At 70.2% G+C, this 14,799-nt stretch carries 14 protein-coding genes; 13 read left to right on the forward strand and 1 reads right to left on the reverse strand.

The genetic code is table 11. From position 1 onward, the window contains the following. Nucleotides 1-17 precede the first annotated feature (17 nt). The 4 genes from ispG (at nucleotide 18) to J1M36_RS11865 (ending at nucleotide 4,794) form a co-directional block, all read left to right on the forward strand. Nucleotides 18-1,184 carry a flavodoxin-dependent (E)-4-hydroxy-3-methylbut-2-enyl-diphosphate synthase gene (gene ispG, locus J1M36_RS11850; RefSeq protein WP_064845973.1) on the forward strand — a complete coding sequence of 389 codons (1,167 nt, stop codon included), beginning with the start codon at nucleotides 18-20 and terminating at the stop codon, nucleotides 1,182-1,184. Then, complete coding sequence (locus J1M36_RS11855) at nucleotides 1,181-2,041, forward strand: GNAT family N-acetyltransferase (protein ID WP_206479808.1); 861 nt, start codon at nucleotides 1,181-1,183, stop codon at nucleotides 2,039-2,041. Before ispG ends, J1M36_RS11855 begins: the two co-directional genes overlap by 4 nt. Before the next feature lie 98 nt (nucleotides 2,042-2,139). Then, nucleotides 2,140-3,966 (forward strand): proline--tRNA ligase, encoded by a 1,827-nt coding sequence (locus tag J1M36_RS11860; protein ID WP_206479810.1) that lies wholly within the window; start codon nucleotides 2,140-2,142, stop codon nucleotides 3,964-3,966. A 21-nt stretch (nucleotides 3,967-3,987) separates the two neighbouring features. Continuing rightward, nucleotides 3,988-4,794: a TSUP family transporter gene (locus J1M36_RS11865; protein WP_035963513.1), complete on the forward strand. Its 807-nt coding sequence runs from the start codon at nucleotides 3,988-3,990 to the stop codon at nucleotides 4,792-4,794. A gap of 19 nt (nucleotides 4,795-4,813) precedes the next feature. Here J1M36_RS11865 and J1M36_RS11870 read toward each other — a convergent pair whose 3' ends face one another. Beyond that, a complete protein-coding gene (locus J1M36_RS11870; RefSeq protein WP_206479812.1) occupies nucleotides 4,814-5,770 on the reverse strand; it encodes a hypothetical protein in 957 nt (318 codons plus the stop codon). 96 nt (nucleotides 5,771-5,866) lie between these two features. Here J1M36_RS11870 and rimP point away from each other — a divergent pair, with 96 nt between their 5' ends. The 9 genes from rimP (at nucleotide 5,867) to J1M36_RS11915 (ending at nucleotide 14,784) form a co-directional block, all read left to right on the forward strand. Then, nucleotides 5,867-6,358: a ribosome maturation factor RimP gene (gene rimP / locus J1M36_RS11875; RefSeq protein ID WP_085106671.1), complete on the forward strand. Its 492-nt coding sequence runs from the start codon at nucleotides 5,867-5,869 to the stop codon at nucleotides 6,356-6,358. A 145-nt stretch (nucleotides 6,359-6,503) separates the two neighbouring features. Next, nucleotides 6,504-7,481 carry a transcription termination factor NusA gene (nusA, locus tag J1M36_RS11880; RefSeq protein WP_064845967.1) on the forward strand — a complete coding sequence of 326 codons (978 nt, stop codon included), beginning with the start codon at nucleotides 6,504-6,506 and terminating at the stop codon, nucleotides 7,479-7,481. A 125-nt stretch (nucleotides 7,482-7,606) separates the two neighbouring features. After that, the gene (locus J1M36_RS11885; RefSeq protein ID WP_064845966.1) at nucleotides 7,607-7,939 is read left to right on the forward strand and encodes a YlxR family protein; all 333 of its coding nucleotides are present in this window, start codon (nucleotides 7,607-7,609) and stop codon (nucleotides 7,937-7,939) included. A gap of 116 nt (nucleotides 7,940-8,055) precedes the next feature. Next, nucleotides 8,056-10,959 carry a translation initiation factor IF-2 gene (gene infB / locus J1M36_RS11890; RefSeq protein WP_206479814.1) on the forward strand — a complete coding sequence of 968 codons (2,904 nt, stop codon included), beginning with the start codon at nucleotides 8,056-8,058 and terminating at the stop codon, nucleotides 10,957-10,959. A 217-nt stretch (nucleotides 10,960-11,176) separates the two neighbouring features. Then, entirely contained in the window at nucleotides 11,177-11,632 is a 456-nt protein-coding gene (gene rbfA, locus J1M36_RS11895) for a 30S ribosome-binding factor RbfA (protein WP_085106673.1), read from the forward strand. A gap of 4 nt (nucleotides 11,633-11,636) precedes the next feature. After that, complete coding sequence (gene truB, locus J1M36_RS11900; RefSeq protein ID WP_342358347.1) at nucleotides 11,637-12,839, forward strand: tRNA pseudouridine(55) synthase TruB; 1,203 nt, start codon at nucleotides 11,637-11,639, stop codon at nucleotides 12,837-12,839. After that, nucleotides 12,839-13,210, forward strand: a complete 372-nt coding sequence (locus tag J1M36_RS11905; RefSeq protein WP_035963481.1) for a hypothetical protein — start codon at nucleotides 12,839-12,841, stop codon at nucleotides 13,208-13,210. Before truB ends, J1M36_RS11905 begins: the two co-directional genes overlap by 1 nt. Nucleotides 13,211-13,251: 41 nt before the next feature. Continuing rightward, nucleotides 13,252-13,722, forward strand: coding sequence for a hypothetical protein (locus J1M36_RS11910; RefSeq protein WP_186317216.1), 471 nt, complete (start codon nucleotides 13,252-13,254; stop codon nucleotides 13,720-13,722). A 48-nt stretch (nucleotides 13,723-13,770) separates the two neighbouring features. Beyond that, complete coding sequence (locus tag J1M36_RS11915; RefSeq protein ID WP_085106675.1) at nucleotides 13,771-14,784, forward strand: bifunctional riboflavin kinase/FAD synthetase; 1,014 nt, start codon at nucleotides 13,771-13,773, stop codon at nucleotides 14,782-14,784. Nucleotides 14,785-14,799: the final 15 nt, after the last annotated feature.

The following is a 14,799-nucleotide window of genomic DNA, read 5'->3' on the forward strand; positions in this document are numbered from 1 at the left end:
TCCTTGGGAGGCAATTCGTGACCTCGGTCAATCTCGGTATGCCCGCCGCGCCCCAACCGGTGCTCTCGCCCCGGCGCAAGACCCGCCAGATCCAGGTGGGTGCGGTGGGTGTGGGGTCGGAGCACCCGATCAGCGTCCAGTCGATGACCACGACCCCCACCACGGACATCAACGCCACGCTGCAGCAGATCGCCGAGCTCAACGCCGCCGGTTGCGACATCGTGCGCGTGGCGTGCCCGTCCCAGGACGACGCCGACGCCCTGCCCATCATCGCCATGAAGTCCCCGATCCCGGTGATCGCGGACATCCACTTCCAGCCCAAGTACGTCTACGCCGCGATCGACGCCGGGTGCGCCGGTGTGCGCGTGAACCCGGGCAACATCCGCAAGTTCGACGACCAGATCGAGGGCATCTCCCGTGCGGCGGAGGCCGCGGGCGTGTCCATCCGGATCGGCGTGAACGCGGGCTCCCTGGACAAGCGCCTGCTGCAGAAGTACGGCAAGGCCACCCCGGAGGCGCTCGTGGAGTCCGCCGTGTGGGAGGCCTCGCTGTTCGAGGAGCACGACTTCCACGACTTCAAGATCTCCGTCAAGCACAACGACCCCGTGACCATGGTGCGCGCCTACCAGTTGCTTGCCGAGCGCGGGGACTGGCCGCTGCACCTGGGTGTCACGGAGGCCGGCCCGGCCCTGCAGGGCACCGTCAAGTCCGCGACCGCCTTCGGCATCCTGCTCGGTCAGGGCATCGGGGACACCATCCGCGTGTCCCTGTCCGCGCCTCCGGTCGAAGAGGTCAAGGTGGGCAATCAGATCCTGCAGTCGCTTGGGCTGCGCCCGCGCAAGCTCGAGATCGTCTCGTGCCCCTCGTGCGGGCGCGCGCAGGTGGACGTCTACAAGCTCGCCGAGGAGGTCAACGAGGGCCTGGCACACCTGACCGTGCCGCTGCGCGTGGCCGTGATGGGCTGCGTCGTCAACGGCCCGGGAGAAGCCCGCGAAGCGGACCTGGGCGTGGCCTCGGGCAACGGTAAGGGCCAGATCTTCGTGCGCGGTGAGGTCATCAAGACCGTTCCCGAGGACCAGATCGTGGAGACCCTGCTCGCCCAGGCCAATGAGATGGCCGAGAGCATGGAATTGGACGAGAACGGCCAGCCGGTCGAGGGCGCGCCGGTTGTGACCGCCGGGTGATCCTGCGCCGCGCCCCGCGGGTGCTCTCACCCGCCGCCGTGAACCAGTCGGCACTGGACCGCCTGCTGGCGCGGCACGCGGTGTCCGGGGTGTTCGTCGCGGCGCACGTGGCCCGGATCCGGGCCGCCCGCGGTCGGCGGCAGCCGCCCGTGATCGGTGTGGTGGACTCCTCCGGCGAGCTCGTGGGCGCGTGCTGGGCGGGAACCAACGTGGTCCCCGTGGTGCTCGACCGGACCGGGACGGACCTCGTCGCGGACGTCCTGGCCCGCGGCGGCCCCCGCTTCGCCTCGTTCTTCGGTCCCGCTGATCCCGTGCTCGGACTGTGGGAACGATTGCGGGACACGTGGCCCGAACCCTTCGACGTCCGTCCCGTGCAACCGCTACTCGTGATGGACCGTGATCCCGCACCCGAGTTGTTCACGGGGCCCGCCCGCGATGTGCGATGGGCGCAGGACGAGGACTTCCCTCGCGTGCTGCCCGCGGCCGCGGCCATGTTCACCGAGGAAGTGGGGTACTCCCCCTTCACCACCGGGGCGGAGGGTTACCGCCAGCGAGTACGCTCCCTCGTGCGCGATCGCAGGACCGCGGTGCTCACCGACGAGCACGGCACCGTGATCTTCAAGGCGGACATCGGGTCGCTGCACGGGTCCGTGTGCCAGATCCAGGGCGTGTGGGTGGACCCCGAGTACCGGGGGAGGGGACTGGCCGTGCCGTGTATGGCCGCGACCGTGGCGCTCGCCCGGCAGTACGTCCCGACCGTGAGCCTCTACGTGAACTCGTTCAACGCACCCGCCCTGGCCACATACCGCCGAGTGGGTTTCCGGCGGCACGGGGATTTCGCCACGGTCCTCCTGTGAGCCCCCGGGCCCGGCGTGCGCCGGTGCCGCTCAGCGATAGACTCGCGGGGATACCCGCCGCTTCGATCGATCCCTTCACGGGTGGATAGGATCCCTTCATGCCCCTTCGCCTGAGTTCCTTGTTCCTGCGCACGCTGCGCGAAGACCCCGTGGACGCAGACGTGGACAGCCACAAGCTCCTGGTGCGCGCCGGGTACATCCGCCGCGCGGCGCCCGGGATCTACACGTGGTTGCCCCTGGGGCTGAACGTCCTGGGGAAGGTCGAGCGGATCGTGCGCGAGGAGATGAACGCGATCGGCGCCCAGGAGGTGCACTTCCCGGCGCTGTTGCCGCGCGAACCCTACGAGGCCACCAACCGCTGGACCGAGTACGGTGAGAACCTCTTCCGGCTGCAGGACCGCAAGGGCGCGGACTACCTGCTCGCGCCCACGCACGAGGAGATGTTCACGCTGCTCGTGAAGGATCTTTACTCGTCCTACAAGGACCTCCCGGTCTCGCTGTACCAGATCCAGACCAAGTACCGGGACGAAGCCCGCCCCCGCGCGGGTCTGCTGCGCGGGCGGGAGTTCATCATGAAGGACTCCTACTCGTTCGACATCGACGACGCGGGGTTGGACGAGTCCTACGCTAAGCACCGCGCGGCGTACGTGCGGATCTTCGAACGCCTCGGCCTGCCGGTCGTGGCCGTGTCCGCGACCTCGGGGGCCATGGGCGGATCCCGGTCCGAGGAGTTCATGCACCCCTCGTCCGTGGGTGAGGACACCTTCGTGCGCTCGGCTGGAGGCTACGCCGCGAACGTGGAAGCCGTGACGACGGTGGTCCCGGAACCGATCGACTACGCGGACGCTCCTGCGGCCCAAGTGCACCGCACCCCCGCGAGCCCCACGATCGAGACGCTTGTGGAGCGCTCCAACGAGTTGCACCCCCGCGAAGGCGAGCCGTGGACCGCCGCGGACACGCTCAAGAACGTCGTGCTGTCCGTCTCGCTGCCCGGTGGTAAGCGTCAGCTCGTGGCCGTGGGCGTTCCCGGGGACCGCGACGTGGACCTCAAGCGCGTGGAAGCCGGGATCGGTGAGGCCCTCGGACAGGGCGGTGAACTCGAGGTCGCCGCCGCGACCGAGGACGAGCTGCGTGCCGTGCCCGAACTCGTCAAGGGCTACATCGGTCCGGGTCTGAGCCGCGACGACGCCCTGCTCGGTTCCGCGTCCCGCACGGGCATCCCGTACTTCGTGGACCCCCGCGTGGTGCCGGGCACCTCGTGGATCACCGGCGCGAACGTGGCCGAGACCCACGTCTACCACCTGGTCGCCGAGCGCGACTTCACGTGGGACGGCACCCTCGAGGCTTGCACCGTGCGTGACGGGGACCCCGCACCGGACGGTTCCGGGCCCCTCGAGATCGCGCGTGGCATGGAGATGGGCCACGTCTTCCAGCTCGGGCGCAAGTACGCCGATGCCTTCGGGCTCAGGGTGCTGGACAGCAACGGCAAACTCGTGACCGTGACCATGGGCTCCTACGGTGTGGGCGTGACCCGCGCGCTCGCGGCCGTGGCGGAGTTCTACCACGACGACAAGGGCCTGTTGTGGCCGCGCGACCTCAGCCCCGCGGACGTCCACGTGGTGGCCACGGGCAAGGGCACGGAGGTGCTCGAGGCCGCGGAGGAGATCGTCGCGCACCTCGAGGACGCCGGGATCAGCGTCCTGTTCGACGACCGTCCCAAGGTCTCCCCGGGTGTGAAGTTCGGCGACGCCGAGCTGCTGGGCGTACCCACCGTGCTCGTGGTGGGCCGCGGGCTCAAGGACGGGATGCTCGAGCTCAAGGACCGCCGCAGCAGGCAGTCCCGGGACATCGCGCGCGAGGACGTGGTTGCCGAACTCACCGCCGAGCGGCGCGGATCGGACACCCCCGCGGACGACACCCTGTAGTCCCGGCCCGGGTGTTCCGTCATGGACCTGTCCTCCCTCGCGGGCTCCGGTCTGGACTCCGCCGCCTCCGGCTTCGTCGTGCTGCTGGTGCTCACGGGTTTCGCCGCGGGGTTCATCGACGCCGTGGTGGGCGGTGGAGGGTTGCTCCAACTGCCCGTGATGCTGCTGATCCCGGGCATCACACCGGTCCAGGCGCTCGCGACGAACAAGATGGGCTCGGTCTTCGGCACGACCACGTCCGCGGTGACGTTCTACCGTCGTATCCACCCGGACCTGCGCACCGCGCTGCCCATGGCCGTCGTGGCCCTCGTCGCGTCGGGGGCGGGTGCGGCCGTGGCCGCCACACTCCCGGCCGCGGTGTTCAAGCCGATCATCGTGCTCGCGCTGATCGCCGTGCTCGTGTTCACGGTGGCCAAGCCGTCCATGGGTCAGCTCACCGCGCTGCGACACACCGGCGCGCGGCACTACGGACTGGCTGTCGCGCTGGGCGCCCTGATCGGTTTCTACGACGGCGTCATGGGCCCGGGAACGGGGTCGTTCCTGATCATCGGGCTCGTATCGTTACTGGGCTACAGCTTCCTCGCGGCGAGCGCGAAGGCCAAGATCGTCAACCTGGCCACGAACGTCGGCGCCATCGCGGTCTTCGCGGCGCACGGTTCCGTCCTGTGGGGGCTGGGTCTCGTGCTCGGGCTCAGCAACATGGCCGGGGGTTACCTCGGCGCACGCACCGCGGTGGCCCGGGGCAGCGCGTTCATCCGCGTGGTCTTCTTCACGGTGGTCACGGTGTTGATCGCCAAGCTCGGGTGGGACGTCCTCACGGGTCGCTGACCGGCGCGTGCGCCGCGCGTCAGTCCCTCCCCGGCAGGGCGGGCACCGGGTGTTCGGGGTCCAGGCGCTGCGCTGCGACGGCCGTCTCCAGCAGCGCCGTGAGCAGCCAGTCCCGGTCCTCGGGCGACGACGCCCCCACGGCGGACACGAGGGCGGCGCTCGCCTCGCGCAGTGTCCCGCCCACCGCTCGGGCGGGGTCCTCCGCGAAGCCGGCGGGCAGGACGTGACCGCCCGCGACGGGTGCGGGATCGCACGACAACATCGGAGTCACCGCCGGCTCACGCAGCGTGGCATCGAGCGTGTCCATGACCGCGTCCATGGTGCCCCTCTGTGCGGCGTCGGCCGGGATCCGCGCAGCGGCCGCCTCGGTGGTGAACCGCGCACGGTCCAGGGCCGTGACCGCGGCGAGCTGCGCAGGTTCGCACGACGACGCCGCGTCGTCGTCGGTGTCCCCGCCGTCCCTTTCCTCGGTGGGTACTTTCGATGCCGCGGGGGAACCGGCCCCCGAACCCGCCTCGCTCTCTTCTGTTCGGCGTGCGGTGGGGTCCGCGCCAGCCGGCGGTGGCTCCGCCGCCCACCACGACGCCGCGACGCTCGCGGCGGTGGCCGCCAGCTCCCCGTTCGGCGAGGTCCTGGCGACGTCCTCGAGCCGGGCTGCGGCGTCGGCCAGTGAACTCGGCGGGGCCCCGGTACCGCGTGCCTCGAGGTGGCGGGCCTGGGAGGGAGTTGCCGCCGGACCGAACGCGGCCTCCTGATCTGTCAGGACGGCGTCGGGAAGGACCGAGGGATCGGGGTCCAGGTCTGCACGCACGGAGGCGACGGTCGCGCGCGCGCCGAGGCGTGCGGCGTCGTCGTCGGACAACGAACGCCAATGAGCCCACAAACCCGCGGCGAGCACGAGCACCAGGACCAGGGTGAGCGCCACGGCCAGGACGCGCCAGGCGCTGGCGGGGGGTGCGGGCGGGCGAGAACTCACGAATTCCTCCGGGGGACGGGTCTGTTCCATGATAGGGAGCAGCACGCAGGACGAACGCGGCGCGGTGACCCCGCGAGCCGCACGAGGAGGACGGATATGACGACAGTGGACGAGACGCGCATCCGCGCGAGCGTGGAACCGGTGGTCGAGGCCGCCGGGCTCTTCCTGGAGCAGTGCGAGTTCACGGGCCAGGGCGGGAACCGGATGCTGCGCGTGCTGGTGGACCTGCCGGACGGTACGGACTCTCTGAGCCTGGATCGCGTGGCGGAGGTGGCGCGGCAGGTCTCCGACGCCCTGGACCGCGACGACCCCGTGCCCGGCCCGCCGTACGAACTCGAGGTGTCCTCGCCGGGGGCCACGCGCGACCTGGAGACGCCGCGGCACTGGCGGCGCAGCGTGGGTCACCTCGTGCGGATCCGGCCCGCGGAGGGGGAGCGCTACTCGGCGCGGCTGCTCGAGGCGCACGAGGACCACGCCGTGGTCCAGCGCTGGCACCAACCCAAGAAGGGAATGCCGGTGAAGTACCTGGACCCCGAGCGCGTGGCCTACGTGGACGTGCGCGGAGCCAAGGTGGAGGTGGAGATCTGACGTCCCCGCGGGATGTACGATAGCCGGAAGAACACGAGACAGACCCATGCAGCAGCGCTCCGCACCCCGCGTGCGGCGCGCTGTTTGGTTCCCGGCCCCGAATACGGTGCGGAACCCCCGCGTGGTGCGAAGGAAGGCCGGACACATGGACATCGACATGAGCACCCTGCGCTTGCTGGAACGCGAGCGCGACATCCCCGTGGACGTGCTGATCCCCACGATCGAACAGGCCCTGCTGCTCGCGTACATGCGCTCGCCGGGGGCCATCAACGGCGCCCGTGCCGAGGTCGATCGTCGCAGTGGACACGTGACCATCTGGGCTCCCGAGCTGGACGAGAACGACGAGCGGGTGGGCGAGTTCGACGACACCCCGTCCGGTTTCGGTCGTATCGCCGCCGCGACCGCGCGCCAGGTCATCCTGCAGAAACTGCGCGACGTCGAGGACGACAACGTCCTGGGTCACTTCAAGGGCCGCGAGGGGGAACTCGTCTCCGGTCAGATCCAGCAGGGCAACAACCCCAAGATGGTCCAGGTGAACCTGGGCACCGTGGAGGGACTGCTGCCGCCGCACGAGCAGGTCCCCGGGGAGCGCTATGAGCACGGTCAGCGGATCCGCGCGTTCGTCGTGGAGGCCAAGCGCGGGTTCAAGGGTCCGTCCATCACGCTGTCCCGCTCCCACCCGGATCTGGTGCGCCGACTGTTCGAGATGGAGGTCCCCGAGATCGCGGACGGTTCCGTGGAGATCGTGACCCTGGCGCGCGAGGCCGGGCACCGCACGAAGATGGCCGTGGCCGCCAAGCGCCCCGGGGCCAACGCCAAGGGCGCGTGCATCGGTGACATGGGTTCGCGCGTGCGCGCGGTGATGAACGAGCTCGGAGACGAGAAGATCGACATCATCGACTACTCGGACGATCCCGCCCGGTTCATCGGCAACGCCCTGTCCCCGGCACGGGTGTCCCGGGTGAACGTGCTGGACGAGGGTGCCCGTTCCGCGCGCGCCGTCGTCCCGGACGCCCAGCTGTCCCTCGCGATCGGCAAGGAGGGGCAGAACGCCCGCCTGGCCGCGCGGCTCACGGGGTGGCGCATCGACATCGTCCCCGAATCCCGCGCGACGGATCGCTGAACATCCCCAGGATTCGGGGGAATCCCGCGCGGCGCGCTAGACTTTGCTCTGATCAGGTCGACCATCGTCCTTCCGCGCGGTTCCGTGCCGCCTGAAAACCGGACGACGGGTCATGAGGAGCGGGGATGAGCGTCAACAGTCTTCGTACCTGTGTGGGGTGCCGAGAGGTGAGCCCCCCTGATCAACTCGTCCGCGTGACGATGGAGGACACACCGCAGGGCCCCCGGGTCGTGGCGGATCTTCACCGCCGAGCGGGAGGCCGAGGAGCCTGGGTGCACGCCACCCGGCAGTGCGTTGCCACCGCGGTGCGCAAACGGGCGTTCCATCGCTCGTTCCGTACCGCCGTGACCACGGACGACCTCGAGCAACAGCTGCGCGTCCTCCTGCCGGTGCAGGAGGACGAACACCAGGAAAGCGAGTCAGAAGCCCATGGAAAACCGATGAGTGCCGGCCGATGAGTGCCTTCGAGTACTCAACCCGCGGCCACGCGGGACGCACGTGTGCGTCCGGTGGCCACGTCAACGGAAAATAAGCGGTTCGTACCTGTTTCGGTGCGGACCGAGACAGGAGAACAGTGGCCAAGCCCCGTGTCCACGAGCTCGCGAAAGAGCTCGGAATCACGTCCAAGGAAGCTATTTCCAAACTTCAGGAACTCGGCGAATTCGTTCGCGGAGCGTCCTCCACGGTGGAACCGCCCGTGGCCAAGAAGCTGCGTTCGGCGTACCCCGCCGGTGGCGATTCCGCCGCGCAGTCCAAGAACTCCGCCGGGGGCAACTCCGGCAAGCCCGCGCAGCAGGGCGCCAGGAAGCCCGCGGAGAAGTCCTCCGCGCCCAAGCCCGGGGGCAGGGTCCAGTCCAAGCCCGCCGGTTCCGACGCCCCTGCCAAGCCCGCTGCCGGATCCGCCGCGCCGACCCCGGGTGCCCCCAAGGCCCCCGCGAAGTCGGCGTCCGAGCCCCAGGCCTCCGAGACCCCGGTCGCGAAGCCCGCTGCCTCCGACTCGGCCACGCCGCGCAGTGCGGCGACCCCGGGCCCCCGTGCCAACGCACCCAAGCCTGGTAGTGCCAAGCCGGGTCAGTCCGCACCGCGTCCGGGGAACAACCCGTTCGCGTCCCAGCAGGGCATGGGCCGCGGTTCCGACGGTGGTCAGCGTGCGCCGCGCCCCGGCCAGCAGCGCTCGGCCAAGCCCGGAGCACCGCGTCCCGGTAACAACCCGTTCGCGTCCCAGCAGGGGATGCGTTCGAGCAATGCCGGTCAGGGCGGACCCCGTCCCGGCGGTCCCCGTCCGGGTGGCCCCCGTCCCGCTCAGGCGGGCCAGGGTGGCCCGCGTCCCGGTGCGCCCCGTACGGGTGCACCGCGAACGGGTCAAGGCGGCCCCCGTCCCGGTGGACCCCGCCCCTCGCCGAACATGATGCCCGGTCACACCACGGGTGTGGCCCCGATCGGTAGCCGCCCGGCACCCGGTGGGGGACCCCGCCGCGGTGGTGGCGCCGGCGGCGGTGGTACCGGTGGCGGCGGTGGTTTCCGCGGCCGCGGTGGCCGCGGTGGCACGCAGGGTGCCTTCGGTCGCGGTGGTGCCCGCGGCAAGCACCGCAAGTCGAAGCGGGCGAAGCGCCAGGAGCTCGAGCAGATGAGCGCACCCGCCGTCGGCGGCGTGTCGGTTCCCCACGGCGACGGCAGCACTGTGGTGCGGCTGCGCCGCGGTGCCTCGCTCATGGACTTCGCGGAGAAGATCAACGCGAACCCGGCGTCGCTCGTGACCGTGCTCATCCACCTGGGTGAGATGGCCACGCAGACCCAGTCCCTGGACGAGGACACCTTCCAGCTGCTGGGTGCCGAGCTCGGCTACCAGATCCAGGTGGTCTCCCCGGAGGACGAGGAGCGCGAGCTGCTCGAGTCCTTCGACATCGACCTCGAGGCGGAACTGGAGGCTGAGGGCGAGGACGTCCTGGCACCGCGCCCGCCGGTGGTCACCGTCATGGGTCACGTGGACCACGGTAAGACCCGCCTGCTGGACGCGATCCGTAACACCAAGGTGATCGAGGGTGAGGCCGGCGGCATCACCCAGCACATCGGTGCGTACCAGATCTCCACCGAGGTGGACGGTCAGGAACGGCTCATCACGTTCATCGACACCCCGGGTCACGAGGCGTTCACCGCGATGCGTGCCCGTGGTGCGCAGGTCACGGACATCGCCGTGCTCGTGGTCGCCGCGGACGACGGCGTGATGCCGCAGACCGTCGAGGCGCTCAACCACGCCCAGGCGGCGAACGTGCCGATCGTGGTCGCCGTGAACAAGGTCGACAAGCCGGACGCCAACCCGGAGAAGATCCGCGGTCAGCTCACCGAGTACGGCCTGGTGCCCGAGGAGTACGGCGGCGACACCATGTTCGTGGACGTCTCTGCCCGCGAGAACCTGCACATCGACGACCTGCTGGACGCCATCGTGCTCACGGCGGACGGCGCTCTGGAACTGCAGGCGAACCCGGACAAGAACGCCCGCGGCGTCGCCATCGAAGCCAACCTGGACAAGGGCCGCGGCGCGGTGTGCACCGTGCTGGTCCAGTCCGGCACGCTCACCGTGGGCGATTCGATCGTGGCCGGTGCCGCGTACGGTCGCGTGCGTGCCATGTTCGACGAGATGGGCCGCACCGTGGAGGCGGCGCTGCCGTCCCGCCCGGTGCAGGTGCTGGGTCTGTCCTCCGTGCCGCGCGCGGGTGACACGTTCCTGGCCACCCAGGAGGAGCGCACCGCGCGTCAGATCGCCGAGAAGCGTGAGGCCGCGGACCGCAATGCCCAACTCGCCAAGCGCCGCAAGCGGATCACGCTCGAGTCCTTCGACGAGGCCGTGGCCGAGGGCAAGATCGACACCCTCAACCTCATCATCAAGGGTGACGTGTCCGGTGCCGTGGAGGCGCTCGAGGACTCGCTGCTCAAGATCGACGTGGGCGAAGAGGTCCAGCTGCGGGTCATCCACCGCGGCGTGGGCGCGATCACCCAGAACGACGTCAACCTGGCCACGGTGGACAACGCCGTGATCATCGGCTTCAACGTCCGTCCCGCCGAGCGCGTGACGGACCTGGCCGAGCGCGAGGGCGTGGAGATGAAGTTCTACTCCGTGATCTACAACGCGATCGACGAGGTCGAGAGCGCGCTCAAGGGCATGCTCAAGCCGGAGTACGAGGAGGTGGAGCTCGGTACCGCCGAGATCCGCGAGGTCTTCCGCTCGTCCAAGTGGGGCAACATCGCCGGTGCGTACATCACCAAGGGTGTGGTGCGCCGCAACGGCAAGGCCCGCCTGGTGCGCGACGGCAACGTGGTGCAGGACAACCTCACCATCGATTCGCTGCGCCGGTTCAAGGACGACGCCACCGAGGTGCGCGAGGGTTACGAGTGCGGTATCGGACTCGGTTCCTTCAACGACATCCGCGAGGGCGACCTCATCGAGACCTGGGAGATGCGCGAGAAGCCGCGCGACTGACGGGTTCCCGCGGCCGGTGCACTCACGCGAGCGCACCGGCCGCGACCACGTGACAGCGGGTCCGGGTGCCCGTGTGATTCCCACGGGATCACGCGGGCCCCCCGCCCGCACCGCGATCCGTTCCGTGATGGGCGGATCGCACCGGGTGGCGCGTCACGGCGCACCACCCCCGCACAGTGCAACGCCCCGGCGTTGCCCGGACACGAGGAGTACCACCATGGCCGACGCCGCCCGCGCCGCTCGACTGGCCGATCGCATCAAGGTGATCGTGGCCCAGGCGCTCGAACGCAGGATCAAGGACCCCCGGGTGGGTTTCGTGACCGTCACGGACGCGCGGGTCACCAACGACCTGCAGCATGCGACCGTGTACTACACCGTCTACGGGGATGAGACGCAGCGGCAGGAGACCGCGCGGGCCCTGGAGTCCGCCAAGGGCATCCTGCGCTCCGAGGTCGGGAAGAACATCACCGCTCGCCTGACCCCCACGCTCACCTTCGTCGCGGACGAGATCCCCGCGGACGCCGCACGTCTCGAGTCGCTGCTGCGCACCGCGCGTGAGAAGGACGCCCAGGTGGCTGAACAGGCCCAGGGCGCTCAGTACGCCGCGGGGGAGGACGCCTACCGCACGTCCGACGCGGATGACGAAGCCCCCGAGAGCCGGTCGCGGGACTGACCCGGTGACCGATCGCCAGGAAATCCCGAGCCCGGCACCCTCGCTCCCGAGGGTGGCCGGGCTCGTCGTCGTGGACAAACCGCTCGGCTGGACCTCGCACGACGTCGTCTCGCGCATGCGCCGCCTCGCGGGGACCCGCAAGGTGGGTCACGCGGGCACGCTGGACCCCGCGGCGTCGGGCGTGCTGGTCGTGGGGGTCGAGAAGGCCACCAAGCTGCTGACCTACGTCACGGGCACGGACAAGACGTACCGGGCGAGCATCCGCCTGGGTGCCGCGACCGTGACCGACGACGCCGAGGGGGACGTCACGAGCACGGCCGCGCCCGAGCGGCTCGCCGCGCTCACCGATGACGCCGTCCTGGCCGCGGTCGCCGAGCTGACCGGTGAGATCCAGCAGGTCCCGTCCGCGGTCAGCGCGATCAAGGTGGGCGGGCAGCGCTCGTACGCCCGCGTGCGCAAGGGCGAGGACGTGGAGCTGCCCGCGCGACCGGTCACCGTCTACGAGTTCACGGTGCACGGGATCTCCCGCGAGCCGACCGACGCTGAGCCCACCGCGGTGGATGTCGATGCGACCGTGACGTGCTCCTCCGGGACGTACATCCGCGCCCTCGCGCGCGACCTCGGGGAGGCCCTGGGCGTGGGCGGGCACCTCACGGCGCTGCGGCGCACGCGCGTGGGGTCGTTCACGCTCGAGCAGTCGCACACGCTCGACGAGCTCACGGAGCAGGTGCGCGCCGGCGGCACGGTCTCGACGCTGCCGATCGACGACGCCGCGCGCGGACTGTTCCCCGTGCGCGAGCTCACCGCCCGGGAGGCCACGGACCTGTCGCACGGGCGCAGGATCGCCGCGACGCAGGTTCATCCTGGCGGCGCTTCGCAGGTCGACGGCGCCGCGTCTCGTTGCGGGGCAGGAGCCGGTGACACCGCATCCGCCGGCGACGCCGCGGCGTCGGGCTCCGAGGGGCGCGAGGGATCCCGGGCGGAGCTGCCCGTCGCATGCTTCGCACCGGACGGGACACTCGTGGCCCTCGCCGACGACCGTGGCCCCGCCGACCGCCGGTACACGACGTCGGTGCTCGGGATCGCGGCGGGGGTGACGTTCACGGCTGCCGCGGCGCCAGATGATACAGGCGTGAAAAAACCCGGGGCGGGTGACCCCGGAGCGGGACAGGACGGAACCAAGCGAACGGAACGGACGCACGACTGATGCTGTGGGGTTATGACGGGTGGTTCTGGGCATCGGTGGTCCTGGGTGCGCTCTCGTGCGTGATCTGCCTCGTGCAGGCCGCGCGCGGCCGTGCGCCGGACGACTTCTCCCAGGGTTCCGTGCTCGTGCTCGAGGCGTTCCTGCTGGTCTACGCGGTGGGCTCAGTGTTCCTGCCCGTGCTGGGTCCGGATCCCTCCGGGAGCCTGCTCGAGTACTGGGGCTACTTGCTCACGGCGCTGCTGATCCCCGCGGGGACGTTCGTGTGGTCCCTCGTGGAACGCTCGCGGTGGTCCACCCTCATCCTGGCCGCCGCCGGTCCCGTGGTGGCCGTGATGGTCTACCGCATGAACTTCATCTACTACTACCAGTGACGCCGCAGCGGCCGGGACGGGCCGCCGGGGGAAGGACGAGCATGGCTGAGCCCTCACGCACCACGCTGCAGAACCGTTTCGGGCGGTCGGGGCCCCGCGCGGGATCCGACCGGAAGAACTCGGGGTTCGGGCGGCTGCTGATCGTGGTGTACGCCGTCTTCTCGCTCTCCGCGGGGGTGCGCTCGCTCTACCAGCTCGCCACCGAGTTCTCCGCGGCCCCGCTCGCGATCATCCTGTCCACGATCTCCGCCGCGATCTACGTCCTGGCGACGATCGCCTTGGCCAAGTCCGGTCCGGGCTGGCACAGGGTCGCCACGGTGGCCGTGGTCGTGGAGCTCGTGGGTGTGCTGGGCGTGGGCCTGCTCAGTGTCCTGGAACCGCAGTTGTTCCCCAAGGCGAGCGTGTGGTCCCACTTCGGTGCCGGTTACGGCTACGTGCCGCTCGTGCTCCCGATCGTAGGGCTCGTGTGGTTGTGGCTGACACGGCCCTCCCGGCGGAGCGGTAGGCTCTAGACGTCGCCCGCACACACCCTGACCACGCAGAAGATATCAAGGAGAACAGTGATTCGCTGGAGAAGCCTGGACGAGGTCACCCCGGGATTCGGTCCCTCCGTGGTGAGCATCGGCAACTTCGACGGTGTCCACCGCGGTCATCAACACGTGTTCGCGCGGCTGCTCGAGACCTCCCGGCGTCTCGAGGCCCGCTCCGTGGTCGTGACCTTCGATCCGCACCCGGCTCTCGTGCACCGGCCCGAATCTCACCCTGGACTCATCATGGGTCTCGAGGACAAGCTCGACGCCCTCGAGGCCACAGGCGTGGATGCCGTCCTCGTGCTGCCGTACAGCCTCGAGTTCTCCGAGCTGAGCCCCGAGGAGTTCGTGGTCGACTACCTCGTGAAACCGCTGGGCGCGGTGTGTCTCGTGATCGGGTCGGACGTCCGGCTCGGGCGTGACAACACGGGGGACCTGCCGGTGATCAGGGAGCTCGGCCGTGAACACGGCTTCGAGGTCGAGGTCGTGGACGACGTCGCGGGTCTGGTCCCCGAGGACTCGGATGCACTCAACGGTCTGGTGGGCTGGAGCGACGACCGTCGCTGCTCGTCCACGTGGGTGCGCTCGTGCCTCGAGGCGGGGGACATCCGCGGTGCTGCCAAACTGCTCGGCCGGCACCACCGCATGCGCGGGGAAGTGGTGCATGGGGCCGCACGCGGGCGTGAACTGGGCTTCCCCACGGCCAACCTGGCACCCGAGGCCACGGGGTTCATCCCGGCGGACGGGGTCTACGCGGGCTGGCTCGTGGACCAGGACGGCACCCGCTGGCCCACGGCGATCTCCGTGGGGTCGAATCCCACGTTCGACGGTGTGAACCGCCAGGTCGAGGCCCACGTGATCGACCGCCCGGACGAGGCCGTGGAGGACTTCGACCTCTACGGGCAGACCGTGGTGGTCGAATTCGTGGAACGCCTGCGCGGGATGGTGGCCTACCGGGGGATCGACGCGCTCGTGTCCCAGATGCGCGACGACGTGAATCGGTCCCGCGACATCCTGCGGGAACAGGCGCGCGGGACCGACTGAGCTCACCCGGTGGGG

The sequence above is a fragment of the Kocuria sp. KRD140 genome (genome assembly GCF_017168375.1).
In the GTDB taxonomy this organism is placed as follows: Bacteria; Actinomycetota; Actinomycetes; order Actinomycetales; family Micrococcaceae; genus Kocuria; species Kocuria marina.

Bases quoted from the DNA above. Each gene is read 5' to 3' on its own strand.
- J1M36_RS11860 (WP_206479810.1), top strand. From the start codon at position 2,140: ATGCCCCTTCGCCTGAGTTCCTTGTTCCTGCGCACGCTGCGCGAAGAC.
- J1M36_RS11865 (WP_035963513.1), top strand. From the start codon at position 3,988: ATGGACCTGTCCTCCCTCGCGGGCTCCGGTCTGGACTCCGCCGCCTCC.
- rimP (WP_085106671.1), top strand. From the start codon at position 5,867: ATGACGACAGTGGACGAGACGCGCATCCGCGCGAGCGTGGAACCGGTG.
- nusA (WP_064845967.1), top strand. From the start codon at position 6,504: ATGGACATCGACATGAGCACCCTGCGCTTGCTGGAACGCGAGCGCGAC.
- J1M36_RS11885 (WP_064845966.1), top strand. From the start codon at position 7,607: ATGAGCGTCAACAGTCTTCGTACCTGTGTGGGGTGCCGAGAGGTGAGC.
- rbfA (WP_085106673.1), top strand. From the start codon at position 11,177: ATGGCCGACGCCGCCCGCGCCGCTCGACTGGCCGATCGCATCAAGGTG.
- J1M36_RS11905 (WP_035963481.1), top strand. From the start codon at position 12,839: ATGCTGTGGGGTTATGACGGGTGGTTCTGGGCATCGGTGGTCCTGGGT.
- J1M36_RS11910 (WP_186317216.1), top strand. From the start codon at position 13,252: ATGGCTGAGCCCTCACGCACCACGCTGCAGAACCGTTTCGGGCGGTCG.